Source organism: Methylobacterium sp. 285MFTsu5.1 (assembly GCF_000383455.1).
GTDB lineage: Bacteria > Pseudomonadota > Alphaproteobacteria > Rhizobiales > Beijerinckiaceae > Methylobacterium.
This window is the reverse complement of record NZ_KB911282.1, coordinates 52737-79279: the sequence shown is the minus strand read 5'-3', so window position 1 is coordinate 79279 and position 26543 is coordinate 52737. Positions and strand designations below refer to the sequence as shown.

The following is a 26543-nucleotide window of genomic DNA, read 5'->3' as shown; positions in this document are numbered from 1 at the left end:
GCGGGTGACGTCGGCGGCCGTCTGACAACGCTGCCATGGTCGCCGCGCGCATCCGCCCGCTTGCCCCCGGCCGGTCAGGAGCTAGAGTCCGGCCCATGAAGCAAGCACCCGGGCCGACGCCGGAGACCGCCGCACTGACCGTGCGGGCGCTTCCCGGATTGAAGGAGATCGGCGCGGCGGAATGGGATGCCTGCGCCTTCTCGCCCGAGACCCTGGCGGCGGGCGACGAGACCCACAACCCCTTCCTCTCGCACGCTTTCCTGTCGGCGCTGGAGGATTCGGGCTGCGTCTCGCGCAGGACCGGCTGGCTGCCGCTCCACGTCTCGGTCGAGCGCGACGGCGTCCGCCTCGGCGTCGCGCCCTGCTACCTGAAATCGCACAGCCAGGGCGAGTACGTCTTCGACCACGGCTGGGCCGACGCCTACGAGCGGGCCGGCGGCGCCTACTACCCCAAGCTCCAGGTCAGCGTGCCGTTCACGCCGGTGACCGGGCCGCGCTTCCTGATCGCGCCGGGGGCCGATCCCGACGAGGCCACGGCCGGCCTCGTCGCGGGCCTGCGGGCCCTGCGGGGCGAGACCAAGGCCTCCTCGATCCACGTCACCTTCATGCGCGAGCCGGAGTGGGAGCGGGCCGGCGCGGCCGGCTTCCTGCAGCGCACCGACCAGCAGTTCCACTGGCAGAACGACGGCTACGCGACCTTCGACGACTTCCTGTCCGCCCTCGCCTCGCGCAAGCGCAAGACCATCCGCAAGGAGCGCCGCGACGCCCTGGCGCCGGGCATCACCGTGGAGCACCTGACCGGCGCGGCCATCACCGAGGCCCACTGGGACGCGTTCTACGCCTTCTACATGGACACGGGCTCGCGGAAGTGGGGGCGGCCCTACCTCAACCGCCGGTTCTTCTCGCTCCTGTCCGAGCGCATGGCCGACCGGGTGCTCCTCGTGATGGCGAAGCGCGGGGACGCCTACATCGCGGGGGCGATCAACCTCATCGGCGATACCGCGCTCTACGGGCGCAACTGGGGCTGCATCGAGGACCACCCCTTCCTGCATTTCGAGATCTGCTACTATCAGGCGATCGACTTCGCGATTGCCCGGGGCCTGAAGCGGGTCGAGGCGGGTGCCCAGGGCGAGCACAAGCTCGCCCGCGGCTACCGGCCGGTCCTGATGCACTCGGCCCACGACATCGCCGACCCGGCGCTGCGCCGCGCGGTGGCCGATTACTTGCAGCGGGAGCGCGCCCACGTCGCCGAGGCGGTCGACGTTCTCGACACGCTGACGCCGTTCCGGCGCGCGGACGCGGGCGACGCCTGCGCGACGCCCCCCGACGCCTCGTCCCCCAACACCTCCCCCCCCGAGAGTTCCGAGTCATGAGCCCGATCGACCGCATCAAGACCTACGCCGACGAGCTGACGGCCCTGCGCCGCGACCTGCACGCCCATCCGGAGCTCGGCTTCGAGGAGGTGCGCACCGCCGGCATCGTGGCCGACATGCTGGAGAAGCTCGGCTGCGAGGTCCATCGCGGCGTCGGCGGCACCGGCGTGGTCGGGCTGCTCAAGGGCCGCACCGACAACGGAAAGCGCATCGGCCTGCGCGCCGACATGGACGCCCTGCCCATCGAGGAGGAGACCAACCTCCCCTATCGCTCGACCTACGCGGGCAAGATGCACGCCTGCGGCCATGACGGGCACACCACGATGCTGCTGGGGGCGGCGCGCTACCTCGCCGAGACCCGCGATTTCGAAGGCACCGCGGTGTTCGTGTTCCAGCCGGCCGAGGAGGGCCGTGGCGGCGCCCGGGCCATGCTGAAGGACGGCCTGTTCGAGCGCTTCCCCTGCGACGAGATCTACGGCCTGCACAACCAGCCCGGCGGCGGCCACGGCATGATCAAGCTGCGGCCGGGGCCGATCATGGCGGCGGCGGACTTCTTCGACATCCACATCCGCGGCAAGGGCATCCACGCCGCCCAGCCGCACCGGGGCGTCGACCCGATCATCATCGCCACCGGCCTCGCCCAGGCGCTCCAGTCGATCGTGTCGCGCAACGCCGACCCGCTGAAGTCCATCGTCCTGTCGATCACCCGGATCGAGGCGGGCTCCGCCTACAACGTGATCCCCGAGACGGCCCATCTCGCCGGCACGATCCGCACCTTCGACAAGGAGATCCGGGCGCTCGCCGGAACCCGCATGCGCGAGCTGGCGGCCGGCTTCGGCGCCGCCTACGGCGCCGAGGTCACGGTCGACCTGCAGGACGTGTTCTCCGTCCTGGAGAACGCCCCCGCGCAGGCGGCCGCCGCCACGGAGGTCGCCACCGAGCTCCTGGGCGCCGACAAGGTCGAGTCGAACGTCGTGCCCAAGATGGGCAGCGAGGACTTCGCCGACATGACCATGGCGGTCCCCGGCGCCTATGTCTGGCTCGGCGCCAATCCGGGGCCCGGCCTGCACAATGCCGGCTACAACTTCGACGACTCGATCATCCCGATCGGCAGCGCCTTCCTGGCGCGGATGGTCGAGCGCCGCACCGCGGCCTGACGCCGGGCGCCGTCCCCGCCCTCCGGGACTTTCCGGATGGCGGGCGATGTCGCCGCGCGAGCCCGTCCGGCCGTCGACAGCGCGGCCGGCCGGTGCGAATCCTGACGGAACTCGCCCGCGAGCCAACGCGGGCCGCGAAGGGAGGGCGCCATGTCACCGGAGATGCGGGAATCGCGCGCGGCGCTCATCCTGCTCGCCGCCTCGGTGGGGGCGGTCCTGATTTTCGGCGCCTTCACGCTGCTCACGCAGCTCGGCTGAGGCGCGACCGCGATTGCAACCTGAGCGGGTCGATCCCGGCCCCGATCGGCGCGGCCCGGCGGCCCGACGATCTGGATTCCGCCGTCCGCGCAGGGGAATGCCGTTGATGCTTCACGGGCTATCGAGTTGAGTTAACTGCTCATTAATTCCATCAGCGGTTGTATATCTCCGACGAAGGCGGGCACGGTGCGCGCTGGAACCGGAGTTCGCCCATGATGGCCGACGCAATCCAGGGCCCCCGCCCTCGGCCGGTCGACCTCTCGGCCGCCCTCGACGCCTCCGGGATCATCGGCGCGTGGTCGTGGTCGCCGCGCGCCGAGCGGTGCGTCCTCGATGCCGGCGCCGCCGAGGTGCTGGCCGGGGATGCCGGGCTCGCCGGGCGCCCCCTCCCGCTCTCGGTCGCCAAGGCCTGCGTCCATCCCGAGGATCGGCCGGCCGTGGTGCGGCAGTTCAAGGCTCTGCGCGAGCGCGGCGGCCTATTCGTGGCCGAGTACCGGACGCTGTCGCCCTCGGGGCAGGTCCGCCGGATCCTCGATCGCGGCCGGATCCCGCCGGGCGCGTCGAGCCGGCGCCTCGGGCACGGTGTCATCATCGACGTGACCGACGAGCCGTCGGCGACACGCGCGATGCCCGAGCCCGCGGACGCGCTCACCCAGGCGGTCGACCGCGCTCTCGAATGCCGCGACGCCCTGGAGGGGGTGGCGGATTCCGAGCTTCAACTCCTGATCGACATGCTGCTGCTGCACCTCGGACGGCGCATCGCCAAGGCCTCCACGACCGGTGCGCGCCGCGGCGGCCACTGAGCGGGGCTGCCGCGTCCTGTCGGGGCTCTGCCGGGCCGTCCGGCCCGGCTCACTGCACCAGCACGGCCTGGTTGCAGAGGGTGCCGTCGACCTCGAGGTCGGCGTAGCCCAGACGCAGGCCGAGGCTGCGCAGGACGGTGTCGAGCACGAGGTCGACACCCGGCGTCACGGTGCCCAGGGCGGTCGTCAGGGTCGACTGGATCAGCGGCGGCACGCCGACGTCGCCGACGCTCAGCACGAGATTGCGCAGCAGGCTGCCGGTGAGCGACTGGGTCAGGTTGCCCGAGGCGACCGTGCGAACCGTGTGGTTGGCGATGTCCGCGTCCGAGAACACGAGGGTCTGCGACCCGCTGCCGAGCGTCGCCAGGGCGCGCCCGGAGACGGTGATCCCGAGCACCGTGACCAGGGGCGCGGGCTGCGACAGGTCGGGGCTCGCGCTGCCCCCGTTGATGGCGGTGCGCGGCACCTGCGCGATCGCCAGCGTCGCCAGTCCCGTCTGCGCGTCGAGGGTGACCTTGCGTCCGCCGGACCCGGCGCAGCTGAGCGACCGCAGGGTCGCCTGCGCCGGTGCCACCTCCGCGTAGACCGGCAGGGTGATGGTTCCGAGCCCGAGCGCCGTGACGGTGGTCTCGATCAGCAGCCGGGTCTGCGCCGTCTGCACGGTGGCGTTCCGGCTGCCCGGCCGGACCCAGCCGGAGCTGCGCTTGCGCTCTCCGATCGCCAGGGTCAGGCGGGTCGAGAGCAGGCCGGGCACCGTGGCTCCGAGATCGATCGCCACCTGATTCTGGCCGTTCGCCAGGGAGGCGGCCGCGCCCAGCAGGTTCAGCACGTTGAGCGAGGGGCCGGCGAAGCCCCGCGGCGGCGCCAGCGCGGCGGCGTCGCCGAGCCCGTCCACCTGGCCGATCGCGACGAGGTTTCCGGCATTCGGCAGGGCGTTGAGGATCCCCGACAGGGCCGACACCGCGCTGCCGTTGTCCGCCGCGGCGACCCGGAGCGCCATCAGCATCTGACCGACGCTGGCATTCGCCTGAACGATGTCGGTGTAGTTCGCGGCCTGCATGTTGAGGCTCGCCCCGAGGGCGTCGAGGACGCGCAGCCCGTCGACGCGGGCGCTGGCCAGGGCATCGTAGTCGCTGACGCTGAGCGACAGCTTGGCGCCGAGCAGCGCGCCGAGCAGGGCGTTGGCGATGCCGCCGTCGAGCTTCAGCGTGCCGGACCCGATCGTGAAGGCGGCGAATTGCGCGCTCGCGGCGGTGCCGGTCACCCGCAGCGGCACCGCGGCGGGCAGGCCGATCGCCCGGCCGAAGGTCACCGGGACCGAGGTCGCGAGGCCGACCCGCACCGCGTTCGCCGGGCTGCCGCCGGCGCTGAACCGGCCGCCCGGGGCGACGCCCTTGGTGCTCGCGTCGTAGCTGCCGGGCGCGACCGTGGCGGTCGCCGCGCCGTAGCCGTTGTCGCCGAGGGAGCGGCGGGCGACCGTGTCGGCCTGGCTCGGATCGACGGCCGCCAGCATGGCGGCGATGTCCACCGCCCCCTGCGCCTTGCGCCGCGCCTGGAAGACCAGGCCGAGATCGATCCCGACCGCGCCCGCCCCCATCAGCATCGCGCTGCCGAGCGCCACCAGGATCGCGACGTTGCCGCCGCGCGCGGCCCCGAAGCGGCGCAGGCGCCCGCCCCGGCCGATCACAGGCCGCCCTTCCGGACGCTGACGGTGCTGCGCAGCACGGTCGGGAGCATCGGCAGCAGGCGCGCGAAGGCGTTGATGCCGAGCGTGTTGGCGTCGAGGGTGACGGTGACCGTGTACACCGTCGCGTCGCTGGGATCCGGCCCGACCTGCACGACGATGCTGCCCGGCCGGAACATCGCGCCGGCGCTCAGGCTCCGGTTCACCATGGACTGGGCGAGATTCGCGCGCTCGGCATCCGTGACGCCGGCCACGGAGGCGCGGGCCGCCTCGGCGGCGATCTGGCGGAGGTTGTGGGCGGCGCCGAGGCAGATCCCGAACACCGCGATCCCGGCGAAGAGCAGGAACAGCACGGGTGCCACGAGGGCGAACTCCACCGCGGAACTGCCGCGCCGGCAGGTCCACCCGTTCGGCGCGCTCCGCCGGCGCAAGCGCCGCATGCCCATCGCATCGCCCTCCGCGACTCGCGCAGCACGACCACTGCACGATCCATCGTGGCGGCGATGTTCTAACTAATGGTTGTTTTAATGCTCAATTTTACAACCAAAGCGAGTGGTTCGCGTCCCGGGTGCGCCTCCCGGGCTCGACCGGCTCGTCGCGCCGAGCCGTGTCGCGGTCTCAGATCGCCCGCGGAGGCCGCAGCAGGCCGATCCCCGCCGGATCGAAGGACGCGCTCTTGACGATGGCGTGGACCTCGCGCCCCGGGGCGAGGCCGAGTTCGCGGACGGCCGCGCCGGTCACGCGCGCCACGAGACGGGCGCCGTTGCAGTCGATCTCCACCGCCGTCTCGGCGCCCGCGGCCGTCAGGCCGCAGATCCGGCCGGCCAGCACGTTGCGGGCGCTGAGGCCGCGGGGAGGCTCGGTGGCGACGAGCACGTCGCGGGCGGGGATGCGCACCCGCAGCCGCGTCCCGGCCGGGCGCGACAGGCCCGGCACCAGCAGGCTCCCGGCGGCGCCCGTCAGGCGCGTGAGCCCGGTGGCGGCGTCGAGGGCCTCGACGACCATGTCGAGGAGCGCGCCGGCCTCGGCCTCGTGGATCGGCACGAGATCGGCGCGGCGCAGGATCGTCTCCGCGGGGCCGGCGGCGGCCACCCGCCCGGCCTCCAGCACGATCACCGTGTTGGCGAGCCGGGCCACCTCGGAGACGGCGTGGCTGACGTAGAGGATCGGCACGCCGGCCTCGTCGCGCAGGCGCTCGATGTAGGGAAGGATCTCGGCCTTGCGGGCCTCGTCCAGGGCCGCGAGGGGCTCGTCCATCAGCAGGAGGCGCGGCCTCGCCAGCAACGCTCGGCCGATCGCCACCCGCTGGCGCTCGCCGCCCGAGAGACCGGCGGGCCGCCGGTCGAGGAGATGGTCGATGCCGAGCATGTCGGTCACGGCCGCGAAGGCCGCCGGGTCGGCGCGGCGCCGCGCGAAGACCCGGCCGTAGCCGAGATTGGTCCGGACGCTGAGATGCGGGAACAGCCGCGCGTCCTGGAACACCACGCCGACGTGGCGCCGGTGCGACGGCAGCACCAGGCCGGACGCGGTGTCGACCCACGGGGTGCCGCCGACGACGATCCGGCCCCGGTCCGGCCGCGCGAGGCCGGCGATCAGGTCGATCAGCGTGGTCTTCCCCGAGCCCGAGCGCCCGAACAGGGCGGTCAGCCCCGGACCGGCCTCGAAGGCGGCCGCGAGCGCGAAGGCGCCGCGCCGGAGCTGGACGTCGACCTGGATGCTCACGCGGACAGACTCGCGTAACAGGAGCCCCGGCGCGTCCCGACGCCGGCCCGGACTTGCCCGCGATGATCACGGTCCACCACCTCGAGAACAGCCGCTCGCAGCGCGTGCTCTGGCTGCTGGAGGAACTGGAGCTGCCCTACCGCGTGATCCGCCACGCCCGCGACCCGCGGACCCTGCGCGCGCCCGCCGAACTCCTGGCCGTCCACCCGCTGGGCAAGGCGCCGGTGATCACCGACGGCGGGACGGTGGTCGCCGAGACCGGCGCGATCGTCGCCTACCTGACGGATCTGGCCGGCGCGCGGCTGGTGCCCGTACCCGGGACGGAGGAGCGGCGGCGCTACGTCTACTGGTCGCACTACGCCGAGGGCTCGGCGATGCCGCCGCTGCTGCTGAAGCTGGTCTTCGGGCGGCTGGCGCCGGGCAGTCCCTGGCCGCTGCGGCCCCTTGTCCGCCGGATCGCCGACACGGTGCTGCGGGGCTTCGTCGATCCGGACCTGCGCCGGCACGCGGCCTTCTGGGAGACGGAACTCGCCGGCCGCCCGTATTTCTGCGGCGCCGATTTCACCGCGGCCGACATCCTGATGAGCTTCCCGCTGGAGGCCTTCGCGGCGCGCGGCACGGGCGCGGGCCCGCGCGTCGCGGACTGGCTCGCGCGCATCCACGCCCGTCCGGCCTACCAGAGGGCGCTGCAGCAGGGCGGGCCCTACGCGTATGCCTGAGCGGGCGTCCCGCCCCGGATCGATCGCCATTCAGCCCGCCCCCAGGCGCCGACCGGCCCGCCGCGCCAGGAATTCCGACACCAGCAGCGCCGCGACCGACAGCGCGATCGAGATCAGGGTGAGGCGCAGGGCCGGCCCCTCCCCGCCCGGAACCTGCGTCAGCGTGTAGATCGCCGACGGCAGGGTCTGGGTCTCGCCCGGGATGTTCGAGACGAACGTGATGGTCGCGCCGAACTCCCCCATCGCCTTGGCGAAGGCCAGCACGGCGCCCGCGAGGCACCCGGGCAGGCTGAGCGGCAGCGTGATCGTCAGGAACACCGCGAAGGGGTTCGCGCCCAGCGTCCCGGCCGCCTGCTCCAGGCGCCGGTCCACGGCCTCGATCGACAGCCGCATCGCCCGCACCATGAGCGGGAAGCCCATCACCGCGCAGGCCAGCGCCGCCCCGGTCCAGCGGAAGGAGAAGACCACGCCGATCTCGGCGAGGGGCGCGCCGAGCGGGCCGCGCCGGCCGAAGGCCAGCAGCAGCAGGTAGCCGGTCACGACCGGGGGCAGGATCAGCGGCAGGTGGACCAGCCCGTCCAGCAGGGCGCGGCCGGGGAACCGGCGCCGCGCCAGCAGCCACGCCACGGCGAGGCCGGGCACGAGGCTCGCGAGCGTCGCCACCGTCGCCACCCGCAGGCTCAGGCCGACGGCGGTCCACTCGTCCGGCGTGAGCCCGAGCAAGGGGGCGGCGCGCCGCTACTGGCTGGCGCCGGGCTGCGCGACCACCGTGAAGCCCTGGCGCTCGAAGGAGCCCCGGGCCTCCGGGCCGCGCAGGTAGCCGAGCAGCGTCCCGGCATCCGGGTTGCGCGACTCCCGGGTCACCGCCGCCGGATAGACGATCGGCGGGTGGCTGTCGGCCGGGAAGGTCGCCACAACGTGGACGCTCGGGTCCGCGGCCGCGTCGGTGGCGTAGACGATGCCGAGCGGCGCCTCGCCCCGGGCGACCAGCAGGAGGGCGGCGCGCACGTTCTCGGCCTGGGCGACCTGCCCCTTCACGGCGTCCCAGGCGCCGAGCTTCTCCAGGGCGGCCTTGCCGTACTTGCCGGCGGGAACGGCGTCGATCGTCGCCATCGCCAGCCGCCCGCCGCCGAGGATCCGCGTCAGCGTGGTGCCGAGGTTCGGCGCCAGGGCCACCTGCGGATCCGCGGCGCTGTCCTTCGGCCCCGGGGCGATCAGCACCAGGGCATTGCGCAGGAGGTCGATCCGCGAGCCGGCCTTCAGCAGCCCGGCCCGGTCGACGTAATCCATCCACGCGAGGTCGGCCGAGATGAACAGGTCCGCCGGCGCCCCCGCCTCGATCTGCTTCGCGAGGGCGTTCGAGCCGGCGTAGGAGATCCGCGCGGTCTTGCCGGTCGCCTTCGTCCAGGCTGCCGCGGCGTCGTCGAGGGCGTTCTTGAGGCTCGCGGCCGCGAACACGACGACCGGCTCGTCCGCCCGCGCGGCTCTGTCGGTCGGCGCGAGGACCAGCGCCGCGAGCGCGCAGGCGACCAGGATCCGTCGAGTCAGGGGCATCACGCAGATCTCTCCGGTCGCGACCCGCTATATACGGCGGGGAACGACGGGGATCATAGGCGCGCGCGGGCGGTCGGCCAAGGCCCGGCCGACCCGGGTGACCGCGCGTCAGCCGAGCTTGGCCTCCGGCCGGTCCTTGGGCTCGGCCTCGGCCCGGTGGAGGCGGCTCAGCAGGACGAGGAGATGGCCCGGGAGCGGCCCGTCCGGTGCGGGACCGCCGAAGATCCGCTCGCGTGGTCGGGCAGGCACGGCCGCACCGTTGACGACCACGGGCCCGCGGGGGCCGGAACGCCGGGACTTGGTCACGCTGTACGCACCCTGCTCAATCGTGATTCACGTAAAAAGCCGGCAAAAACGCCGCGCAAGTCGGCCAGTTCCGCAGCTGCCGTACATCATTTGGTTAACGCGCGAACAACCTGCCTCATTCCTGGGCGCCCGCTCGCGCGAATCGGTGTCGCGCCGTCACCAGGTCCGGATGTCGTGCCGCTCGGTCGGGCGCGCCTCCGGCATGCCGTTCATGCCGTTCGCGACCAGCAAGGCCCAGAGCGTGGCGGCGCCCGCGGTCACGGCCGCGAAGGCGACGCTGATGAGGAGAGGCGCGGTCATGGCAGCACGATCGTCTGTCAAAACAGGCGCGCCGCTCCGGGAAGTGCGGCGCGCCCGAGTTGAGGGTCCGGCCTTGGGTAAGCCGAGATTGTTTAAGCACACGCGATGGCTGTGGACACTGGTTTAAGTCGCGCAGAAGATAAGTATTGGCGCTTGTGACCGTCCGGCAACAACGGGCGGGGCCGCCGGTCCGCTCCGCCGCCCTGCCCCGCGGCCCCACCCTTGCCGGGCCCGGATTTTTTCGCGCCAGCCCCTGGGCTGCGGCGCGCCCCGGCGTTACAGCCGGGCACCATGCTCGAAGGCCTGCCGCCCCATCGCCCGTCCCACGTCCTGCGTCTGCTGACCGACGAACGCTCGGCCCGCGCGATGACCGACCTCCTCGGAGAGATGTTCGATCCCACGGAGACCGCGGTGGCGGCCTTCGAGGACGAGGACGGGCGCACGTGGCGGCTTGAGGCCTACTTCGCGGACGCCCCCGACGAGGATTACGTCCGCGAGTTGATCCGCCCAGTCATCGGCGACGCGGCCGACGCGGCGGAGTTCCGCACGATCGACCAGCAGGACTGGGTGCGCGCGTCGCTGGAGGGCCTGAAGCCGGTCCGGGCGGGCCGGTTCCTCGTCCACGGCTCGCACGACCGCGCCTCCGTCCGGGGCAACGATCTGGCCATCGAGATCGAGGCCGCCCTCGCCTTCGGGACCGGGCATCACGGAACGACGCTGGGCTGCCTCCGCGCCCTGGTCTCGGAACTCAAGCGCCGGCGCCCGGTCCACGTCCTCGATGTCGGCACGGGAACCGGGATCCTCGCCTTCGCGGCCGCCAAGGCCCTGCGGCAGCCCGTGGTGGCCGGCGACCTCGACGCGGAGGCCGTGCGCACGGCCCGCGAGAACGCCCGCGCCAACGGGCTCGGCCCCTACCTCAAGCTCTACGAGGGGCCCGGGGTCCGCCACCGCCTCGCCGACCGGCCGCGCCACTTCGATCTCGTCTTCGCCAACATCCTGGCCCGGCCACTCAGGCTCCTGGCGCCGACCCTGGCGCGGGTCGTCGCCACCGAGGGTGTGTTGGTCCTGTCCGGCCTGATCGAGCGCGACGTGCCGGGCGTGCTCTCCGCCTACCGTCTCCAGGGCTTCTCCCTCGTGCGGCGCGGCGTGATCGAGGGGTGGGTCGCCCTGGTCCTGACGCGCGGCGGTGCGGCGCAGCGTCCGCGGCGCTGACCCGCGCGGCATCGCCCCGAACTCCCCGCGCGCCGGCGTGTTGTCCGGCCATGAGCCAGACGTCGCTCCACGATCCGCCCGCGGACCCCATCGCCGAGGGCGCCCGCGCCCGGGCGCAGGGGCGGCCCAAGGATGCCTGCCCCTATCCGGCCGACTCGCCCGCGCGCCGGGCCTGGCTCGAGGGCTACGATGGGGCACCCGCGGACCGGGCGCCGGACCTGCCGATCACGAACGGCTGATCAGCGCGCGGTGCGCAGCCGGTCCGGCGCGCCCGCGGTCTCGGCCGGCGACCCCGGTGCGTCCGCCTGCGACACCGGCGCGCCGAGCGCCGCCATCAGCGTGCGCAGGCCGTCGATCCACTCTTCGAGTTCGGCGAGCGAATCGAAGCCGTCGCGGCGGACGACCGTGTCGGGCTCGATCGTCACGACGGCGTCGAAGCGGCCGTCGGGTCTGTCGCTGATCCGGTAGTAAACGCGGCGTGGCATGTCTGAGTAATAAGCGAGAATCCGCGGCGTGATAAGATTGCTAACGATCTTTAAGCACCGCAACCGACCTCCGACCAACCTCTTTCTCATGACAACAGGGTGTTGCGACGCGGGAGCGGCGGGCGCTAGGCTCGCCGCATGACCGAGACCCGTCCGTCCCGACAGCGTCAACGCTTCCAGAGCTTCGACGACCCGAGCCACCGGAAGGGTGCCGAGCGGATCGAGGCGCTGCGGGCCGCCTTGCGCGAGACCGGGCTCGACGGCTTCGTCGTGCCGCGGGCCGACGAGCACCAGTCGGAATACGTTCCCGCCGACGCCGAGCGGCTGGCCTGGCTCACGGGCTTTACCGGCTCGGCCGGCACGGCCGTGATCCTGATGGAGTCCGCGGCGCTGGTCGTCGACGGGCGCTACACCCTGCAGGCGCCCGAGCAGGTCGATACCGGCCTCGTCACGGTGGTGCCGCTCGCCGAATCGACGCCGGAGGCCTGGGTCGGGGCCAACCTGCGGCGGGATCAGGTGCTCGGCTACGATCCCTGGCTGCACACCCCGGACGGTCTGGCGCGCCTCGAGCGGGCCGTGACCCGCGCCGGCGGGACCGTGCGGGCGGTGCCGAACCTCGTCGACGCGGTCTGGGCCGGTCGGCCGCGGTCGCCGGCCGGTCCGGTGGTGGTCCATCCCGACGCGCTGTGCGGCGAGGGGGCCGCCGACAAGCTCGGCCGAATCCGGGCGGCGCTCGCCGAGGGCGGCTGCGATGCCCTGGTGATCTCCGACCCGCACAACCTGGCCTGGGCCTTCAACCTGCGCGGGTCCGACGTCGCCCACACGCCCCTGGCGCTGGGTTACGCCATCCTGCCGCGCGAGGGACGGGCCCGGCTGTACCTCGTCTCTCCGAACATCGATCCGGCCCTGCGGGCGGAGCTCGCGCCGATCGCCGAGATCCTGCCGCGAGCGGACCTGGACGACGGGCTGGCATCCCTGGCGGGCGTGCGCGTCCGCCTCGACGCCGCGACCGGCGCCGTCGCCCTGAAGGAGAAGATCGAGGCCGCCGGCGGCACGGCCGATGTCGGCAAGGACCCGATAACCGGCATGAAGGCGGTCAAGAACGCCGCCGAGATCGCGGGCGCCCGCGCCGCCCATGTCCGGGACGGGGCGAGCGTCGCGCGCTTCCTCGCCTGGCTCGACGGTGCGGCCGTGGCCGGCGGCCTCACCGAGATCGCCGCCGTCGAGGCCCTAGAAGATTTCCGGGCCGCCGGCGGCGACCTGCGCGAGGTCTCGTTCCCCACGATCTCGGGTTCCGGACCGAACGGCGCGATCGTCCACTACCGGGTGAGCCGCGCCACGGACCGGGCGGTCCAGTCGGGCGAGCTGTTCCTGATCGATTCGGGAGCGCAGTACCCGGACGGCACTACCGACATCACCCGGACGGTCGCGGTCGGCGCGCCGAGCCCGGAGATGCGCGACCGGTTCACGCGGGTGCTGAAGGGGCACGTCGCCATCGCCCGGGCGGTGTTCCCGGTCGGCACGACCGGCGCCCAGATCGACGCCTTCGCGCGGGCACCGCTCTGGCAGGCGGGCCTCGACTTCGACCACGGCACCGGTCACGGCGTCGGCGCCTTCCTGTCGGTGCACGAGGGGCCGCAGCGGATCGCCAAGACCGGCACGGTGGCGCTCGAGCCCGGCATGATCCTGTCGAACGAGCCGGGCTACTACGCCCGCGGCGCCTACGGCATCCGGATCGAGAACCTCGTCCTGGTCGAGGCCCGCGCGATCGCGGGCGGGGAGCGCCCGATGCTCGGCTTCGAGACGCTGACGCTCGCTCCCTACGACCGCCGGCTGATCCGGCCGGACCTGCTCGAACCCGGGGAGCGGGCCTGGATCGACGCCTATCATGCGAGGGTCCGCGAGACCCTGGCGCCCGGGCTCGACACCGCGACGCGCGACTGGCTCGAGCGGGCGACGGCGCCGCTCGAGGAGTGAGCCGGCCGCAGGGGATCCCGAACGCGGTCCGTGGTAAGACCCGACGCCATGGTAAGACCGGACGCCATGGAAACGCCCGCGCCGAGCCCGACACGCCGCGCGTGAAACCGCGACCGCCCCGCGCGCGAAGGGACAGCATGATCCGCCGCCTCGCCCTCCTGATCCTGGCCGTCGCCGCGAGCCTCTCGGCCGCCGCGGCACAGGGGTTCCGCACGCCCGCGGACCTCGTGCGCGCGAGCCTCGTGGCCGAGCCCGCCGCTGTCGCCGGCGCGCAGCCCTTCACGCTGGCGGTGCGGATGCAGGTCAAGCCCGGCTGGCACGTCTACTGGCGCAACCCGGGCGATTCCGGCTTGCCCCCGGAGGTGACCTGGACTCTGCCGGCCGGCTTCAACGCGAGCGCGATCCGCTGGCCGGCGCCGGAGCGCATCCCGATCGCGACTCTCATGAACTACGGCTACGAGGGTGAGGTCACGCTCCTCGTCCCGGTGACGCCGCCGCCGAGCCTCGACCCGGCCGACCCGGTGCGGATCCAGGCCAAGCTGACTTACCTCGTCTGCGAGACCGAGTGCGTGCCCGGCTCGGCCGATCTCGCCCTGACCCTGCCGGTCGGCAAGGCCGAGCCGGACCCGGCCAACGCCGCGCTGTTCGCGCGCGCCCGCGCCGCGCTCCCCGTGCCGGCGCTCTGGCCCCTGAGCCTGTCGAGCCAGGGCGACACCCTGCGCCTCGATTTCGTCGCGGCCGGCCTCAAGCCCGAGGCGGTCCGGAACGCCGCGTACTTCCCCTACGCCGAGACGGCGATCGACAACGCCGCCGCGCAGGTGATGAGCGTCGACGGGACCGGCCTGCACCTGACCCTCGCCCGGAGCAGCCCGACCGACCCGGTGCCCGCCGCGCTGCCCGGCGTCCTGACGGTCGAGGCGGTCGACGCCGCCGGGACCCGCCGGCTCGCCTTCGCGTACGGCGACGAGCCGGTCCTCCCGGCCGCCGCGGCGCCGGCCGCGACCGCGCCGCCCGCGACCGCGCCGGCCGCCGCCGACTTCGACGCGCTGACGCTGGCGACCGCCGCGGCCTTCGCCTTCCTCGGCGGCCTGATCCTCAATCTGATGCCCTGCGTCTTCCCGGTCCTGTCGATCAAGGTGCTCGGCCTCGTGCGGCACGCGGGCGAGGGGCCGGCTCGGCTGCGGCTCCACGGCCTCGCCTACACGGCCGGCGTCCTGGCGAGCTTCCTGGCGCTCGCCGCCGCGCTGATCGGCCTGAAGAGCGGCGGGGCCGCGATCGGCTGGGGGTTCCAGCTCCAGTCGCCCGCCATCGTGGCGGGGCTCGCCTACCTGCTGTTCGCGATGGGCCTGAGCCTCTCGGGCGCGGTCCATGTCGGAGGCCGGCTCGCCGGCCTCGGCGACGGCCTCACCCGGCGCGGCGGCCTGAGCGGCTCGTTCTTCACCGGCGTGCTCGCGACCCTGGTGGCGACGCCCTGCACGGCGCCGTTCATGGGCTCGGCGGTGGGCTTCGCGCTGACCCAGAGCGCCGGCGTGGCGCTCGCCGTCTTCGCGAGCCTCGGCCTCGGCCTCGCCCTGCCCTTCCTGCTCCTGACCCTCTGGCCGCCGGCCCTGCGGGCGCTGCCGCGGCCGGGCGCCTGGATGGAGACCCTCAAGCAGGTGCTGGCCTTCCCGGTCTACGCCACCGTGGCGTGGCTGATCTGGGTGCTGGCGCAGCAGGTCGACCCGCGCGGGCTGCTGGCGGCGCTGATCGGCCTCGTCCTCGTGGGCTTCGCCGCCTGGGCCTGGGAGCACGGCCGCGCCGCCCCGCCGCGGGCCGGCCGGGTCGCGCAGGCCGCCGCCGCGCTGGCGCTGATCGCCGTCGGGGCCCTCGCCGTCACCCTGCCCCGGGACCGCGCCGCGCCGGCCGCGCAGGCCGCCGCCGACGGGATCGAGCCGTTCACGCAGGCGCGCCTCGACGCCCTGGTCGACGCGCACCGCCCCGTCTTCGTGGACATGACCGCCGCGTGGTGCATCACCTGCGCGGTCAACGAGGCGACCTCGCTCAACACCAAGGCCGTGCGGGCCGCGATGGCCGAGCGCGGCGTGACCTACATGAAGGGCGACTGGACCAACCAGAACCCCGAGATTACCCGCCTCCTGGAGAAGCACGGGCGCAGCGGCGTCCCGCTCTACCTGCTCTATACCGGGACGGGAGAGCCCCAGGTGCTGCCGCAGATCCTCACCGAGGGGACGGTCCTGGCGGCGCTGGAGGCGGTGCCGGCCGCCTCGGGCCGGAGCGCGGCGCTGGCGCGCTGAATCCCTGGAGACCGGGACGCGCGGATCTTCGCGGGCCCGTCCCACCGTCTTTGCGAGCGGAGCGAAGCAACCCAGCAGCGCCGCGCGCATCGGCGTCCCGCCGCCCTGGGTCGCTTCGCTGCGCTCGCGATGACGGTGCGCCGGAGCGAAGTCCTATCCGGACGGCCAGTGAGGCCGCCTCAGGCCTCCAGCGAGAAGGTCTCGTCGAAGGCGTAGCCCGAGCCCCGGACCGTACGGATCGGGTCGGTCTGGCGCGGGCCGTTCAGCGCCTTGCGCAGCCGCCCGACATGGACGTCGACGGTACGCTCGTCGATGTAGACGTCGTGGCCCCACACCCCGTCGAGGAGCTGCTCGCGGGAGAAGACCCGGCCCGGCGCCAGCATCAGGAATTCCAGGAGCCGGAACTCCGTGGGGCCCAGATGCAGCTCCTCGCCGCCGCGGCGGACGCGGTGGCCGATGCGGTCGAGTTCCAGGTCGCCGGCCGCTAGCCGGTCCGAGACGTGGGCGGGCTTGGCCCGGCGCAGGAGCGCGCGGATCCGGGCGAGCAGCTCCGGGACCGAGAACGGCTTGACGATGTAGTCGTCGGCGCCCGTGCCGAGACCGCGGACGCGGTCGCCCTCCTCGCCCCGGGCGGTGAGCATAATCACCGGCAGGCGCTCGGTCTCCCGGCGCGCCCGGATCCGGCGGCACAGCTCGATCCCCGAGAGGCCGGGCAGCATCCAGTCGAGCAGGACGAGGTCCGGGATCCGCTCCGCCAGGAGCAGCTCGGCGTCGTCGCCGCGCGCCGCCGAATCCACCAGGAAGCCCTCGGCCTCCAGGTTGTAGCGGAGCAGCGTGCTCAGGGCCTCCTCGTCCTCGACGATCAGGACTTGCATGCTCACGTTCGAAGACTCGTTCTGCGGGCGGTCCCCGGATGGTGCAGGAGGCGCCGCCCCGCCTCAACCCGCACGGAGAGTGACCCCGGCCGCGCCCACAGGAAGGCGCCGGGGTCGGCGCCTCACGGCGCCTGCACGCCGTCCACGGTCGCGTAGTTCGACGCGTCGTTCTTCGGCCGGTCACCCGCCAGCGTCTCGCCCGTGGCGAGGTAGTGGATCGTCTCGGCGATGTTGGTGGTGTGGTCGCCGATGCGCTCGACGTTCTTCGCGCAGAACAGGAGATGCGTGCAGAACGAGATGTTGCGCGGATCCTCCATCATGTAGGTCAGGAGCTCGCGGAACAGGGAATTGTACAGGGCGTCGATCTCGCCGTCGCGCTCCCAGACGTCGTGGGCCGCCTGGACGTCGCGGCTCCCGTAGGCGTCGAGCACGTCCTTGAGCTGACCCTCGGCGAGGTCGCTCATGTGGCGCACGCCGAGCACGATCTTCTGGGCCGGCGCCTGGTCGGAGATCGCCACCACGCGCTTGGCGACGTTCTTGGCGAGGTCGCCGATCCGCTCCAGATCGCCGGAGACGCGGATCGCCGAGATGGTCTCGCGCAGGTCGATCGCCAGGGGCTGGCGCCGGGCGATCAGCAGCACGGCGCGCTCCTCGATGTCCCGCTGCAGCGCGTCGAGGCGCTTGTCGGCGAGGATCACCGCCTGGGCGAGCGTGTCGTCCCGGCGCACGAGGGCGTCGGTCGCCTCCGCGGTCATCTTCTCGGCGACGCCGCCCATCTCCGAGATCGAGCGACGCAGGTTCTCCAGGTCGGTGTCGTAGGAGGTGACGATATGGCCGGGCATGGCGGATCCTTCGATGGGGTCCCGGGGACGGCCCTCCGGGAGGCTTGCGGGACCCGCCGGCGCGCCGGAGACGCGAGCGGCGGTCCCGGGACCGGAGCGGCCCGGCAGACTAGCCGAAGCGGCCGGTGATGTAGTCCTGCGTGCGGCGTTCCGTCGGGTTCATGAACATCCGGTTGGTCGGACCGAACTCGACGAGCTGCCCCAGATACATGAAGGCGGTGAACTGCGAGATGCGCGCCGCCTGCTGCATGTTGTGGGTGACGATCACGATGGTGAACTCGTCGCGCAGCTGCTCGATCAGCTCCTCGATGCGGCCGGTGGAGATCGGGTCGAGCGCCGAGGTCGGCTCGTCGAACAGGATCACCTCCGGCTTCTGCGCCACCGTCCGGGCGATGCACAGGCGCTGCTGCTGGCCGCCCGACAGGCCGGTCCCGGGCTGCCGGAGCTTGTCCTTCACCTCGTCCCAGAGGGCGGCCTTGCGCAGGGATTCCTCGATCCGGCCGTCGAGCTCGGATTTCGGCAGCTTCTCGTAGAGGCGCAGGCCGAAGGCCACGTTGTCGTAGATCGACATCGGGAACGGCGTCGGCTTCTGGAACACCATGCCGATGCGCGAGCGCAGCTCGTTCAGGTCGACGGAGGGGCTGAGGATGTTCTCGCCGTCGAGCAGGATCTCGCCCTCCGCGCGCTGCTCCGGGTAGAGGCTGTAGATCCGGTTGAAGCAGCGCAGCAGGGTGGACTTGCCGCAGCCGGAGGGGCCGATCAGCGCCGTCACCTGCCGGTCGTGGAAGTTGAGGTTGACGTCCTTCAGCCCGTGGAAGCTGCCGTAGTAGAAGTTCAGGTCCTTGACGGCGATCCGCACGGGGCCGCCCTCTTCGGCGCGGTTGCGGTTCAGCTCGACCGTGGGGATCGCGGAGGCGGCGTTCATCGTCGTGTCCTCGAAAGGGGGCTCAGCGCGAGGCCTGCGGCTTGATCACGAGGCGCGCGATGATCGACAGCGCCAGGATGGTGGTGGTGATCAGGAGCGCGCCCGCCCAGGCCAGGCCCTGCCAGTTCGGGTAGGGCGAGAGGGCGAACTGGTAGATCATCACCGGCAGGTTCGCGACGCCGCCCATCAGGTTGGCCGAGAACCAGGAATTGTTGTTGAGCGCGGTGAACAGCAGCGGCGCGGTCTCGCCGGCGATGCGGGCGAGAGCCAGGATGATGCCGGTGACGATTCCGGCCGAGGCCGCCCGCCAGGTCACGCTCATGATCACCGTCGAGGGCGGCGCGCCGAGCGCCGCGCCGGCCTCCCGCAGGGTGCCGGGCACGAGGCGCAGCATGTCCTCGGTGGTGCGCACGATCACCGGCACGGCGATGATCGCCAGCGCCACGCCGCCGGCCCAGCCCGAGTAGGTGCCCATCGGCCGCACCATCAGCGTGTAGACGAACAGGCCGATCAGGATCGACGGCGCCGAGAGCAGGACGTCGTTGAGGAAGCGGATCAGGGCGGCCAGCTTCGAGCCGCGCCCGTACTCGGCCAGGAAGGTCCCGGCCATGACGCCGACCGGCGTCGCGATCAGGATGCCGATCCCGGTCAGAACGAGGCTGCCCAGGATGGCGTTGGCGATGCCGCCGCCCTCCGAGCCCGGGCCCGGGGTCGGGTTGGTGAACAGGGTCGGCGTGAAGCCGCGCACGCCCTGGACGATCAGCATCACCAGGATCGAGCCGAGGACCAGGGCACCCACCACGGTGGCGCCGGTGCAGGCGACGCGCAGGGTCCGGTCGGCGACGCGGCGCCCCTGGCGGACCCGGCCGGGGCGGCGCTGGGCGGTGGCGGCGATCGTGCTGGAGGAAACCATCGCGCGTGCTCCTCAGGCGGCCTGGACGCGGCGCGTCAGCAGCCGGGCGATGATGAGCACCACGAAGGTGATCACGAACAGGATGCAGCCCAGAGCCATCAGCGCGTTCAGCTGGAGGCCGTCCGCCTCGTTGAACTCGTTGGCGATGCGCGACGCGATGGTCGAGCTGGGGTCGAAGATCGAGGCCGAGAGCCGGTTGGCGTTGCCGACCACGAAGGTCACCGCCATCGTCTCGCCGAGCGCCCGGCCGAGGCCGAGCATGATCGCGCCGATGATCGAGACGGCCGCCTGCGGCACCAGCACGTGGCGCACGACCTCCCAGGTGGTGCAGCCGATCCCGTAGGCGCTCTCGCGCAGCACGGTCGGGATCTGGTCGAGCATGTCGCGGGCGATCGAGGCGATGAACGGCACGATCATGATCGCCAGGATGATCCCGGCGGTGAAGACGCCGACGCCCGACGGCACCCGGGCGTAGAACAGCGTGCCGACGATCGGCATGCCCTCCACGAGGTTCGAGACCGGGATCTGGACGTAGCGCGCCAGGAGCGGCGCGAACACGAACAGGCCCCACATGCCGTAGATGATGCTCGGCACGGCCGCGAGCAGCTCGATCGTCATGGCGACCGGCTTGCGGGCCCAGCCCGGACAGAGCTGGGTGAGGTAGACCGCGATGCCCAGCGAGACGGGCACGCCGATCAGCAGGGCCAGGAAGGCGGAGGCGACAGTCCCGATCACCGCGACCAGGGCGCCGTACTGCTCGGTCCCGACGTTCCAGGCGCTGGAGGTCAGGAAGCCGAAGCCGAACTCGCGGAAGGCGGGCCAGCCGCCGTACAGGATCGAGCCGAGGATGCCGGCGAGCACGAGCAGCACCAGCAGGGCCGCGCCGTACGAGCAGGTCCGGAACAGCGTGTCGAGGCTCCGGCTCGGCGCCTTCCGCGCGGTCGCGGAACGGGTTCGGCCGAGGGCGATCGATTCGGTCAAAGCGGGCATCCGCGGTTCTCTGCGAAGGGGGGCGTGGTAGCGCGGTGCGTTCCCGGAAGCGAGGGAGGAGGTTCTCACCCCCTCCCCGCCACGCTCACATGTTGAGGACAGGCTTGCCGTCCTTGCCCTTCACGTCCTTCCACTCCTGGTGGATCAGTTCGACGACGTTGTCCGGCAGCGGGACGTAGTCGAGGTCGGTGGCGAGCGTGTCGCCGTTCTTGTAGGCCCAGTCGAAGAACTTGAGCACGGCGGCGGACTTGGCCGGATCGGCGGCGTCCTTGTGGACCAAGATGAAGGTCGCCGCCGTGATCGGCCACGCCGCCTCGCCCGGCTGATTGGTCAGCGAGATGCCGAAGCCCGGGGTCGCCTTCCAGTCGGCGCTCGCCGCCGCGGCCTGGAACGCCTTGTCGTCGGGCTGCGGGTACTGGCCGGCCTTGTTCTGCAGCAGGGCGTAGGAGAGCTTGTTCTGCTTGGCGTAGGCCGACTCGACGTAGCCGATGGCGTTCGGAACCTGCTTGACGGTGGCGGTCACGCCCTCGTTGCCCTTGCCGCCCTGACCGACCGGCCAGGAGATCGTCGTGGCCGCGCCGTACTCCTTCTTCCAGGGCTCGGAGACCTGGGACAGGTAGGTGGTGAAGATGTTGGTCGTGCCCGACGCGTCGGAGCGGTAGACCGGGGTGATGTTGGCGTCGGGCAGCTTCAGCCCGTCATTGAGCTTGGCGATGCGCGGATCGCTCCACTTCGCGATCTTGCCGGCGTAGATGTCGGCCAGCACGTCGCCGGTGAGCTTCAGCTTGCCGGGCTCGATCCCGGGGATGTTCACCACCGGCACGACGCCGCCCATCACGGTCGGGAACTGGACGAGGCCGTCCTTGGCCAGCTGCTCGGGCTTCAGGGGCGCGTCGGTGGCGCCGAAATCGACCGTCTTGGCCTGGATCTGCTTGATGCCGCCGCCGGAGCCGATCGACTGGTAGTTGAGGCCCGAGCCGGTCTCCTTGCGATAGGCCTCGGCCCACTTCGAGTAGACCGGGAACGGGAAGGTGGCGCCGGCGCCGGTGATATCGGCGGCGAGCGCCGCGGACGCCAGCTGAACCGTCGCGAGGCCGACGGCGAGCGCGTAAGCGAAGGGTCTCAAAGGAATCTCCGTTGCCGTCGGGCTAGAGCCTGCGCTGCCCCGCCGGCGGGCCCGTGCCCGCGGCAGAGCCCTGCGGCCGATCTTCCGAAGAGACCCAGCGCCGGCCGCCCGATGGCCGGGCGGTTACGACAAGTAGATGACACCGGGATGACACGGGGGATGACGGGGGGACGACACGGGGGACGACACCGCGCGTCGGCCGGGCGCGGCACGGTTCCGGCCTCTCGCGCGTTCCTCTCAGCCAGGAGCGGCAGCCGGCAGCAGAAGGACGCGCGGATCGTGGGCGGCGACGAGGTGGATGCGGCGACGGAATCCGATCCGGCCTGGCTGGCCCTGCACGCCGAGCGGGAGGCCGTGGAGCGGGCGCTCGCGCTGGCGCAGGCCCGGCAGAAATTCAGCCCCGACCCGGACGCGGCCTCCGCGGCGCGCGTCGAGGAGGCGGAGCTGCTGGTGAGCCTCGACCGCGTGCTGACGCTGATTCGTGCGGCCGAGTACCGTCGCCGGCCGGGGGCGCGCCGCTGGTGAGGCCGCCGCCCCGGGTCAGACCGCCCGGCGCAGCTCCCGCTCCTTCTGGCGCAGGCGCAGGAGCAGCTCGACATGCGTGTCGGTGATCGGCTGCGTGTCGACGCTGCCCTCGTAGACCGTGCGGAGCGTGAGGCCGAGCTGGCGGGTGTCGACCGCCCGCTTCAGGGGCTGTCCCGCGGGCAGAGACCCATCGGAGTCGACGACTGACGGCTTCATGGCTCCTCCCGCCCTTCGACCGCCCAACCCTGCCGCGGTACCGGGATGACAGCATTCTCACGATGAATAGTTAACGAATTATTACCTTCAACCAACGGTTAAGGTTGACGCCGGTTCACGCGTCGGCGCCCTGGAGGAGTCGCGCGGCCGCCGCCCGGGCCTCGTCGGTGACGGTGGCGCCCGCCAGCATCCGGGCGATCTCCTCGCGGCGCTCGGCGACCGGCAGGCTCGCGACCCGCGTGGCGACGCGGCCGGCCCCTTTCACGGGGGCCTTGGCGATCAGGAAATGCGTCTCCGCCCGCGCGGCGACCTGGGGCGCGTGGGTGACCGCGACCACCTGCACGGTCGCCGCCAGCCGGGCGAGCCGCATCCCGATGGCATCCGCCACCGCGCCGCCCACGCCGGTATCGATCTCGTCGAAGATGAGCGTCGGGGCCGAGCCCTTGTCGGCCAGCACGACCTTCAGCGCCAGCATGAAGCGCGACAGCTCGCCGCCCGAGGCGACCTTCATCATCGGGCCGGGCTTGGTCCCGGGATTGGTCTGGGCCCAGAACTCGACCCGGTCGGTGCCGGCCGGGTCGCGGGAATCCGGGTCCGTGGCGATCTCGGTGATGAAGCGGGCGCGCTCCAGCTTGAGCGGCGGCAGCTCGGCCTTCACGGCCGCGTCGAGCTGCTTGGCCGCCCGGCGCCGCCCGGCGCTGAGCTTCTCGGCCGCCTCGGCGTAGGCGGCCTCCGCCGTCGCGAGCGCCTGCTCCAGCCCGGCCAGCGCCGCCTCGCCGGCATCGATCGCCGCCACGTCGCCGGCGTAGCGTTCCGCCAGGGCGGCGAGGTCGTCGGCCGGGACATCGTACTTGCGCGAGGCGGCGCGCAGGGCGAAGAGCCGCTCCTCGACGCGCTCCAGGTCGCGGGGATCGAACTCCGTCTCGGCCACCGCCGCCTCGAGGACCGCGCGGGCTTCGTCGAGGGCGACCATCGCGGCGTCGAGGACGTTCACGCACGGGTCCACCAGGGCCGGCAGCTGCGCGGCGCGCCGCTCCAGCTTGCGCAGGGCGGCCGAGAGGTGCGGCACGCCGGAATGGGGGCCGCCGACGGCCTCGAGCGCCTCGTTGAGCTCGCGCGCGACCTTCTCGGATTGCTGCATGATCGTGCGGCGCTCGGCGAGCTGGGCCTCCTCACCGGCGAGCGGCGCCAGTGCGGCGAGCTCCTCCACGGCGTGGCGCAGGAAGTCGGATTCCTTTCGGGCCGCCTCAACGCGGGCGCGGTGCTCGGCGAGTTCGGTGCGGGCATGCCGCACGGTTCGCGACGCGGCGGCGACCTTCGCGAGCTGGGTCTGGAGGCCGCCGAAGGCATCGAGGATCGCCCGGTGCGAGGCGGGGTCGGCCAGCGCCCGGTCATCGTGCTGACCGTGGATCTCCACGAGAGCCGCGCCGATCGCCCGCAGGACCTGAACGCCCACCGGCTGGTCGTTGACGAAGGCGCGGGTCCGGCCGTCCGCCATCTGGGTCCGGCGCAGGATCAGGTCGCCCTCGGTGTCGATCTCGGCCTCGGCCGCGATCCGGCGCGCCGGATGGTCGAGGGGCAGGTCGAACACGGCCGTGACCGCGCCCTGCGCCTCGCCGTGGCGGACGAGGCGGCCGTCGCCGCGGCCGCCGAGCGCCAGGGCGAAGGCGTCGAGCAGGATCGATTTGCCCGCGCCCGTCTCCCCGGTCAGGACGCTGAGTCCCGATCGGAAATTCAGTTCGAGCCTGTCGATCAGGACGATGTCGCGGATCGCGAGCTGCGCCAGCATGCGGCGACGGGGATTCCTCAGGATGGGACCGCAGACATAAGGCCGCCGCGGCGCGGATTCACCCCAAAAATGCGTCGCACCGCGCGGTCGGTGCAACGCGCCGGGCGCCGCAATGGGCAAGGCCCGGAGCGGCGGCTCCGGGCCTCGAGGTTTCGTGGGCAGTCCCCGCGCGGGCGCGGCGGCTTACTGGGCCGAGGCGGTCTTGCCCGTGACGGTCCGGTAGATCTTCGAGAGGAACGAGCTCTTCTCCTCGCGGGGCTCGAGACCGCCCTGCGCCAGCAGCGCGTGGGCGTCCTTGTACCAGAGGCTCTCCGGGAAGTTGTGGCCGAGCACCGCGGCGGCGTTCTGCGCCTCCTGGGTGATGCCGAGCGCCCAGTAGGCCTCGGTCAGGCGCTCGAGCGCCTCCTCGGCGTGCCGGGTGGTCTGATACTTGGCGACCACGTCGCGGAAGCGGTTGATCGCCGCCGGGAAATTGCGCTTCTCGAGGTAGAAGCGGCCGATCTCCATCTCCTTGCCGGCGAGCTGATCGCGGGTGATCTGGATCTTCGCCTTCGCGTCCGCGGCGTATTCGGAGGTCGGGTACTTCTGCACCAGCTCCTGCAGCGCGACGAGGGCCTTCTCGGAGCGCTCCTGATCGCGGGTGACGTCCGGGATCTGCTTATAGTTCGACATCGCCATCAGGTACTGCGCGTAGGCCGCATCCTTGCTGGCCGGATGGCGCTGCAGGTAGCGCTTCGAGGCGCTGATCGCGTCGTCGTACTTCTGGCCCTCGTAATTGGCGTATGCCGTCATCAGCAGCGCCTTCCGGGACCAATCGGAGTACTGGTACTGCTTGTCCAGGCTGTCGAACTTCTTGACCGCGCCCTCGTAGTCGCTGTCCTCGAGCTTGGCGAGGCCGTCGCTGTACAGCTTGTCGGCCGGAACGTCCGGCACGACCTCGGGCTTGTACTTCTCGGCGAAGATGCTCGTCGGGTCGAAGTCGCAGCCGCCGAGGCCCAGGCCGAGGACGGCCACGAGGGGCGCCGCGAAGGCCGCTGCCCGGCGATAACGAATGGTGACAGGCATCTGGCGCTCTTTCCCGGAACCGGCGCCGTTGCGCGCCGTCATGCCATCGCGTGGGTGGATCCGGCCCGCCCCGGGCCGTGCCCGCCGTTCACGGACCGTTAAACCGTGCCGTTCGATTCGGGCACGAAAGCGGCAAGGCTGCGGCAGTCAGGATCGGTTGCGGGCTGTGGCCCGTCGGTCACAGGGGCTACAGGTCGCCCGCGAAGGCGGCGAGGCCCAGGCCGGCGCCGAGTTCGGACAGCACGGTCTCGCGGCGCGAGCCCTGCGCCTCGACGATGGCGTAGTTCGCCCGGTCGGCGAACAGGGCCGACAGCACCCCGACATTCATCCGGTGGCCGCCGCAATAGGAGCGGTAGGCTCCCTGGATCGGCAGGCCCGCCAGGGCGAGGTCGCCGATGGCGTCGAGGATCTTGTGGCGGACGAACTCGTCCTGGAAGCGCAGGCCCTCGGGATTGACCACCGCGGTCTCGCCGACCGCCACGGTGTTCTCCAGGGAGGCGCCGAGGGCGAAGCCCGCCTTCCAGTAGCGCTCCACGTCCCGCATCATCCCGAAGGTGCGGGCGCCGGCGATCTCGCGGCGGTAGGTCGCGGGCGACAGGTCCATCGCCTTGCGGGAACGGCCGATCACCGGGCTCTCGAAGTCGATCTCGACGTCGAGGCGGAAGCCGCGGTCGATCGGGCGCAGTTCCGCGAAGGATGTCCCGGTCTCGATGCGGACGTGGCGGAGGATCTTGAGCCAGCGCCGCGGCGTGTCGCAGGTGGCGATGCCGGTCTGGTCAATCGCCTGGACGAAGGGGAGAGCGGACCCGTCGAGGATCGGCATCTCGGGGCCGTCGATCTCGACCAGAGCGTTGTCGACGCCCAGCCCGTACAGGGCGGACATCAGGTGCTCGACGGTGGCGACCGCGCCGGTCTCGACGTCACCCAGGACGGTGCAGAGTTCGGTGGCGGAGACGAGGGCGTGATGCGCCTTGATCAGGCGGTCGTTGCCGTGGGTGGTGCCGGTGCGGAGGAAGGCGATGCCGTGATTGGCCGGAGCGGGTCGGATGGTGATCTCGGCGGGGTTGCCGGAGTGAACTCCGATCCCCGAGAGAGTCGCCGGCCCTTTGAGGGTCGTCTGTTTATGCGTTCGCATTCCTTAGCCCCCGGGCGCGATCATTTCCGCCACCCCGACTGGGGGTGAGGAGAAACTGACTGATCCGTCCGCTGCTTGATGCCCTAGCCCACGCGATCAGGTTGTGTCCTGCTGCGTGTCGTCTCGATCACATGGTTTCTATAGCTGCGCCGCACAGGGCAGCCAAATCACGGATTCTTACGGTCTGTTACAGACACGCTTAGCGGTTCGTAACCACAAAGCGCTGCTCCACCAAAGGCTTAAAGGTTGGTTAATGCGTGACTAACCCGCGGCCGTTCTGTGGCGCGGATGCACCATG

The 26543-nt window shown here is 72.2% G+C and carries 27 protein-coding genes; 9 read left to right on the top strand and 18 right to left on the bottom strand.

Features of this window, described 5'->3' with window-relative positions; all coding sequences use genetic code 11:
- Nucleotides 1–95 precede the first annotated feature (95 nt).
- From H288_RS0118980 to H288_RS0118965, 3 genes are all read left to right on the top strand, one after another.
- Complete coding sequence (locus H288_RS0118980; RefSeq protein ID WP_020094159.1) at nucleotides 96–1373, top strand: GNAT family N-acetyltransferase; 1278 nt, start codon at nucleotides 96–98, stop codon at nucleotides 1371–1373.
- Nucleotides 1370–2530 (top strand): M20 aminoacylase family protein, encoded by a 1161-nt coding sequence (locus H288_RS0118975; RefSeq protein ID WP_020094158.1) that lies wholly within the window; start codon nucleotides 1370–1372, stop codon nucleotides 2528–2530. The genes H288_RS0118980 and H288_RS0118975 overlap by 4 nt, the downstream gene beginning before the upstream one ends.
- 470 nt (nucleotides 2531–3000) lie before the next feature.
- Nucleotides 3001–3591 (top strand): PAS domain-containing protein, encoded by a 591-nt coding sequence (locus tag H288_RS0118965; RefSeq protein WP_020094157.1) that lies wholly within the window; start codon nucleotides 3001–3003, stop codon nucleotides 3589–3591.
- A gap of 49 nt (nucleotides 3592–3640) precedes the next feature.
- Here the strand turns inward: H288_RS0118965 and H288_RS0118960 are convergent, their stop codons facing one another.
- The 3 genes from H288_RS0118960 to modC form a co-directional block, all read right to left on the bottom strand.
- Nucleotides 3641–5278 carry a TadG family pilus assembly protein gene (locus tag H288_RS0118960; protein WP_020094156.1) on the bottom strand — a complete coding sequence of 546 codons (1638 nt, stop codon included), beginning with the start codon at nucleotides 5276–5278 and terminating at the stop codon, nucleotides 3641–3643.
- On the bottom strand, nucleotides 5275–5715 hold the full coding sequence (locus H288_RS0118955; protein ID WP_234082799.1) for a TadE/TadG family type IV pilus assembly protein: 441 nt from the start codon (nucleotides 5713–5715) through the stop codon (nucleotides 5275–5277). Before H288_RS0118955 ends, H288_RS0118960 begins: the two co-directional genes overlap by 4 nt.
- 178 nt (nucleotides 5716–5893) lie before the next feature.
- Nucleotides 5894–6997, bottom strand: coding sequence for a molybdenum ABC transporter ATP-binding protein (modC, locus tag H288_RS0118950; protein WP_020094154.1), 1104 nt, complete (start codon nucleotides 6995–6997; stop codon nucleotides 5894–5896).
- Nucleotides 6998–7059: 62 nt separating this feature from the next.
- Here modC and H288_RS0118945 point away from each other — a divergent pair, with 62 nt between their 5' ends.
- Nucleotides 7060–7716: a glutathione S-transferase gene (locus tag H288_RS0118945; RefSeq protein ID WP_020094153.1), complete on the top strand. Its 657-nt coding sequence runs from the start codon at nucleotides 7060–7062 to the stop codon at nucleotides 7714–7716.
- A 30-nt stretch (nucleotides 7717–7746) separates the two neighbouring features.
- Here the strand turns inward: H288_RS0118945 and modB are convergent, their stop codons facing one another.
- The 4 genes from modB to H288_RS35680 all read right to left on the bottom strand — a co-directional run bounded on the left by modB (nucleotide 7747) and on the right by H288_RS35680 (nucleotide 9876).
- Entirely contained in the window at nucleotides 7747–8439 is a 693-nt protein-coding gene (gene modB / locus H288_RS0118940; protein ID WP_020094152.1) for a molybdate ABC transporter permease subunit, read from the bottom strand.
- A 15-nt stretch (nucleotides 8440–8454) separates the two neighbouring features.
- On the bottom strand, nucleotides 8455–9270 hold the full coding sequence (modA, locus tag H288_RS0118935; RefSeq protein ID WP_020094151.1) for a molybdate ABC transporter substrate-binding protein: 816 nt from the start codon (nucleotides 9268–9270) through the stop codon (nucleotides 8455–8457).
- Between the two features lie 108 nt (nucleotides 9271–9378).
- Complete coding sequence (locus H288_RS0118930) at nucleotides 9379–9519, bottom strand: hypothetical protein (RefSeq protein ID WP_234082796.1); 141 nt, start codon at nucleotides 9517–9519, stop codon at nucleotides 9379–9381.
- A gap of 213 nt (nucleotides 9520–9732) precedes the next feature.
- Nucleotides 9733–9876 (bottom strand): hypothetical protein, encoded by a 144-nt coding sequence (locus H288_RS35680; protein ID WP_020094149.1) that lies wholly within the window; start codon nucleotides 9874–9876, stop codon nucleotides 9733–9735.
- Nucleotides 9877–10167: 291 nt separating this feature from the next.
- Here H288_RS35680 and H288_RS0118920 point away from each other — a divergent pair, with 291 nt between their 5' ends.
- Entirely contained in the window at nucleotides 10168–11088 is a 921-nt protein-coding gene (locus H288_RS0118920) for a 50S ribosomal protein L11 methyltransferase (RefSeq protein WP_020094148.1), read from the top strand.
- A gap of 50 nt (nucleotides 11089–11138) precedes the next feature.
- On the top strand, nucleotides 11139–11327 hold the full coding sequence (locus H288_RS0118915; RefSeq protein WP_020094147.1) for an Rmf/CrpP family protein: 189 nt from the start codon (nucleotides 11139–11141) through the stop codon (nucleotides 11325–11327).
- Here the strand turns inward: H288_RS0118915 and H288_RS0118910 are convergent, their stop codons facing one another.
- Complete coding sequence (locus H288_RS0118910; RefSeq protein ID WP_020094146.1) at nucleotides 11328–11573, bottom strand: hypothetical protein; 246 nt, start codon at nucleotides 11571–11573, stop codon at nucleotides 11328–11330.
- A 138-nt stretch (nucleotides 11574–11711) separates the two neighbouring features.
- Between H288_RS0118910 and H288_RS0118905 the strand changes: the two genes are divergently transcribed.
- Together H288_RS0118905 and H288_RS0118900 are read left to right on the top strand one after the other, a co-directional pair.
- On the top strand, nucleotides 11712–13550 hold the full coding sequence (locus tag H288_RS0118905; RefSeq protein WP_020094145.1) for an aminopeptidase P family protein: 1839 nt from the start codon (nucleotides 11712–11714) through the stop codon (nucleotides 13548–13550).
- A 137-nt stretch (nucleotides 13551–13687) separates the two neighbouring features.
- On the top strand, nucleotides 13688–15844 hold the full coding sequence (locus tag H288_RS0118900) for a protein-disulfide reductase DsbD domain-containing protein (protein WP_020094144.1): 2157 nt from the start codon (nucleotides 13688–13690) through the stop codon (nucleotides 15842–15844).
- Nucleotides 15845–16023: 179 nt separating this feature from the next.
- On the opposite strand, the gene phoB is transcribed toward H288_RS0118900, so the two are convergent.
- From phoB to pstS, 6 genes are all read right to left on the bottom strand, one after another.
- Entirely contained in the window at nucleotides 16024–16719 is a 696-nt protein-coding gene (phoB, locus tag H288_RS0118895; RefSeq protein WP_020094143.1) for a phosphate regulon transcriptional regulator PhoB, read from the bottom strand.
- A 122-nt stretch (nucleotides 16720–16841) separates the two neighbouring features.
- Entirely contained in the window at nucleotides 16842–17561 is a 720-nt protein-coding gene (phoU, locus tag H288_RS0118890; protein ID WP_020094142.1) for a phosphate signaling complex protein PhoU, read from the bottom strand.
- Nucleotides 17562–17670: 109 nt separating this feature from the next.
- Nucleotides 17671–18486: a phosphate ABC transporter ATP-binding protein PstB gene (gene pstB / locus H288_RS0118885; protein ID WP_020094141.1), complete on the bottom strand. Its 816-nt coding sequence runs from the start codon at nucleotides 18484–18486 to the stop codon at nucleotides 17671–17673.
- 22 nt (nucleotides 18487–18508) lie between these two features.
- Nucleotides 18509–19399, bottom strand: coding sequence for a phosphate ABC transporter permease PstA (gene pstA / locus H288_RS0118880; RefSeq protein WP_020094140.1), 891 nt, complete (start codon nucleotides 19397–19399; stop codon nucleotides 18509–18511).
- A gap of 12 nt (nucleotides 19400–19411) precedes the next feature.
- Nucleotides 19412–20389: a phosphate ABC transporter permease subunit PstC gene (gene pstC / locus H288_RS0118875; protein WP_026605081.1), complete on the bottom strand. Its 978-nt coding sequence runs from the start codon at nucleotides 20387–20389 to the stop codon at nucleotides 19412–19414.
- 85 nt (nucleotides 20390–20474) lie between these two features.
- The gene (gene pstS, locus H288_RS0118870) at nucleotides 20475–21515 is read right to left on the bottom strand and encodes a phosphate ABC transporter substrate-binding protein PstS (protein WP_020094138.1); all 1041 of its coding nucleotides are present in this window, start codon (nucleotides 21513–21515) and stop codon (nucleotides 20475–20477) included.
- A gap of 279 nt (nucleotides 21516–21794) precedes the next feature.
- On the opposite strand from pstS, the gene H288_RS0118865 reads away from it, so the two are divergent.
- Nucleotides 21795–22040, top strand: coding sequence for a hypothetical protein (locus H288_RS0118865; protein WP_020094137.1), 246 nt, complete (start codon nucleotides 21795–21797; stop codon nucleotides 22038–22040).
- A 15-nt stretch (nucleotides 22041–22055) separates the two neighbouring features.
- Here the strand turns inward: H288_RS0118865 and H288_RS0118860 are convergent, their stop codons facing one another.
- The 4 genes from H288_RS0118860 to lpxC all read right to left on the bottom strand — a co-directional run bounded on the left by H288_RS0118860 (nucleotide 22056) and on the right by lpxC (nucleotide 26245).
- Nucleotides 22056–22256 carry a hypothetical protein gene (locus tag H288_RS0118860; RefSeq protein WP_020094136.1) on the bottom strand — a complete coding sequence of 67 codons (201 nt, stop codon included), beginning with the start codon at nucleotides 22254–22256 and terminating at the stop codon, nucleotides 22056–22058.
- Between the two features lie 115 nt (nucleotides 22257–22371).
- Nucleotides 22372–24045: a DNA repair protein RecN gene (gene recN, locus H288_RS0118855; RefSeq protein ID WP_020094135.1), complete on the bottom strand. Its 1674-nt coding sequence runs from the start codon at nucleotides 24043–24045 to the stop codon at nucleotides 22372–22374.
- Between the two features lie 183 nt (nucleotides 24046–24228).
- Complete coding sequence (locus H288_RS0118850) at nucleotides 24229–25110, bottom strand: outer membrane protein assembly factor BamD (RefSeq protein ID WP_026605080.1); 882 nt, start codon at nucleotides 25108–25110, stop codon at nucleotides 24229–24231.
- 187 nt (nucleotides 25111–25297) lie between these two features.
- Complete coding sequence (lpxC, locus tag H288_RS0118845) at nucleotides 25298–26245, bottom strand: UDP-3-O-acyl-N-acetylglucosamine deacetylase (protein ID WP_020094133.1); 948 nt, start codon at nucleotides 26243–26245, stop codon at nucleotides 25298–25300.
- Nucleotides 26246–26543: the final 298 nt, after the last annotated feature.

Excerpts from the sequence above, each read along its gene's own strand:
- H288_RS0118975 (WP_020094158.1), top strand. The coding sequence starts at position 1,370 with ATGAGCCCGATCGACCGCATCAAGACCTACGCCGACGAGCTGACGGCC.
- pstC (WP_026605081.1), bottom strand. The coding sequence starts at position 20,389 with ATGCCCGCTTTGACCGAATCGATCGCCCTCGGCCGAACCCGTTCCGCG.
- H288_RS0118980 (WP_020094159.1), top strand. The coding sequence starts at position 96 with ATGAAGCAAGCACCCGGGCCGACGCCGGAGACCGCCGCACTGACCGTG.
- H288_RS35680 (WP_020094149.1), bottom strand. The coding sequence starts at position 9,876 with ATGACCGCGCCTCTCCTCATCAGCGTCGCCTTCGCGGCCGTGACCGCG.
- pstB (WP_020094141.1), bottom strand. The coding sequence starts at position 18,486 with ATGAACGCCGCCTCCGCGATCCCCACGGTCGAGCTGAACCGCAACCGC.
- H288_RS0118965 (WP_020094157.1), top strand. The coding sequence starts at position 3,001 with ATGATGGCCGACGCAATCCAGGGCCCCCGCCCTCGGCCGGTCGACCTC.
- H288_RS0118945 (WP_020094153.1), top strand. The coding sequence starts at position 7,060 with ATGATCACGGTCCACCACCTCGAGAACAGCCGCTCGCAGCGCGTGCTC.
- H288_RS0118955 (WP_234082799.1), bottom strand. The coding sequence starts at position 5,715 with ATGCGGCGCTTGCGCCGGCGGAGCGCGCCGAACGGGTGGACCTGCCGG.
- H288_RS0118900 (WP_020094144.1), top strand. The coding sequence starts at position 13,688 with ATGATCCGCCGCCTCGCCCTCCTGATCCTGGCCGTCGCCGCGAGCCTC.
- H288_RS0118915 (WP_020094147.1), top strand. The coding sequence starts at position 11,139 with ATGAGCCAGACGTCGCTCCACGATCCGCCCGCGGACCCCATCGCCGAG.
- H288_RS0118910 (WP_020094146.1), bottom strand. The coding sequence starts at position 11,573 with ATGCCACGCCGCGTTTACTACCGGATCAGCGACAGACCCGACGGCCGC.
- H288_RS0118850 (WP_026605080.1), bottom strand. The coding sequence starts at position 25,110 with ATGCCTGTCACCATTCGTTATCGCCGGGCAGCGGCCTTCGCGGCGCCC.
- recN (WP_020094135.1), bottom strand. The coding sequence starts at position 24,045 with ATGCTGGCGCAGCTCGCGATCCGCGACATCGTCCTGATCGACAGGCTC.
- H288_RS0118905 (WP_020094145.1), top strand. The coding sequence starts at position 11,712 with ATGACCGAGACCCGTCCGTCCCGACAGCGTCAACGCTTCCAGAGCTTC.
- lpxC (WP_020094133.1), bottom strand. The coding sequence starts at position 26,245 with ATGCGAACGCATAAACAGACGACCCTCAAAGGGCCGGCGACTCTCTCG.
- pstA (WP_020094140.1), bottom strand. The coding sequence starts at position 19,399 with ATGGTTTCCTCCAGCACGATCGCCGCCACCGCCCAGCGCCGCCCCGGC.
- phoB (WP_020094143.1), bottom strand. The coding sequence starts at position 16,719 with ATGCAAGTCCTGATCGTCGAGGACGAGGAGGCCCTGAGCACGCTGCTC.
- H288_RS0118860 (WP_020094136.1), bottom strand. The coding sequence starts at position 22,256 with ATGAAGCCGTCAGTCGTCGACTCCGATGGGTCTCTGCCCGCGGGACAG.
- phoU (WP_020094142.1), bottom strand. The coding sequence starts at position 17,561 with ATGCCCGGCCATATCGTCACCTCCTACGACACCGACCTGGAGAACCTG.
- modA (WP_020094151.1), bottom strand. The coding sequence starts at position 9,270 with ATGCCCCTGACTCGACGGATCCTGGTCGCCTGCGCGCTCGCGGCGCTG.
- H288_RS0118920 (WP_020094148.1), top strand. The coding sequence starts at position 10,168 with ATGCTCGAAGGCCTGCCGCCCCATCGCCCGTCCCACGTCCTGCGTCTG.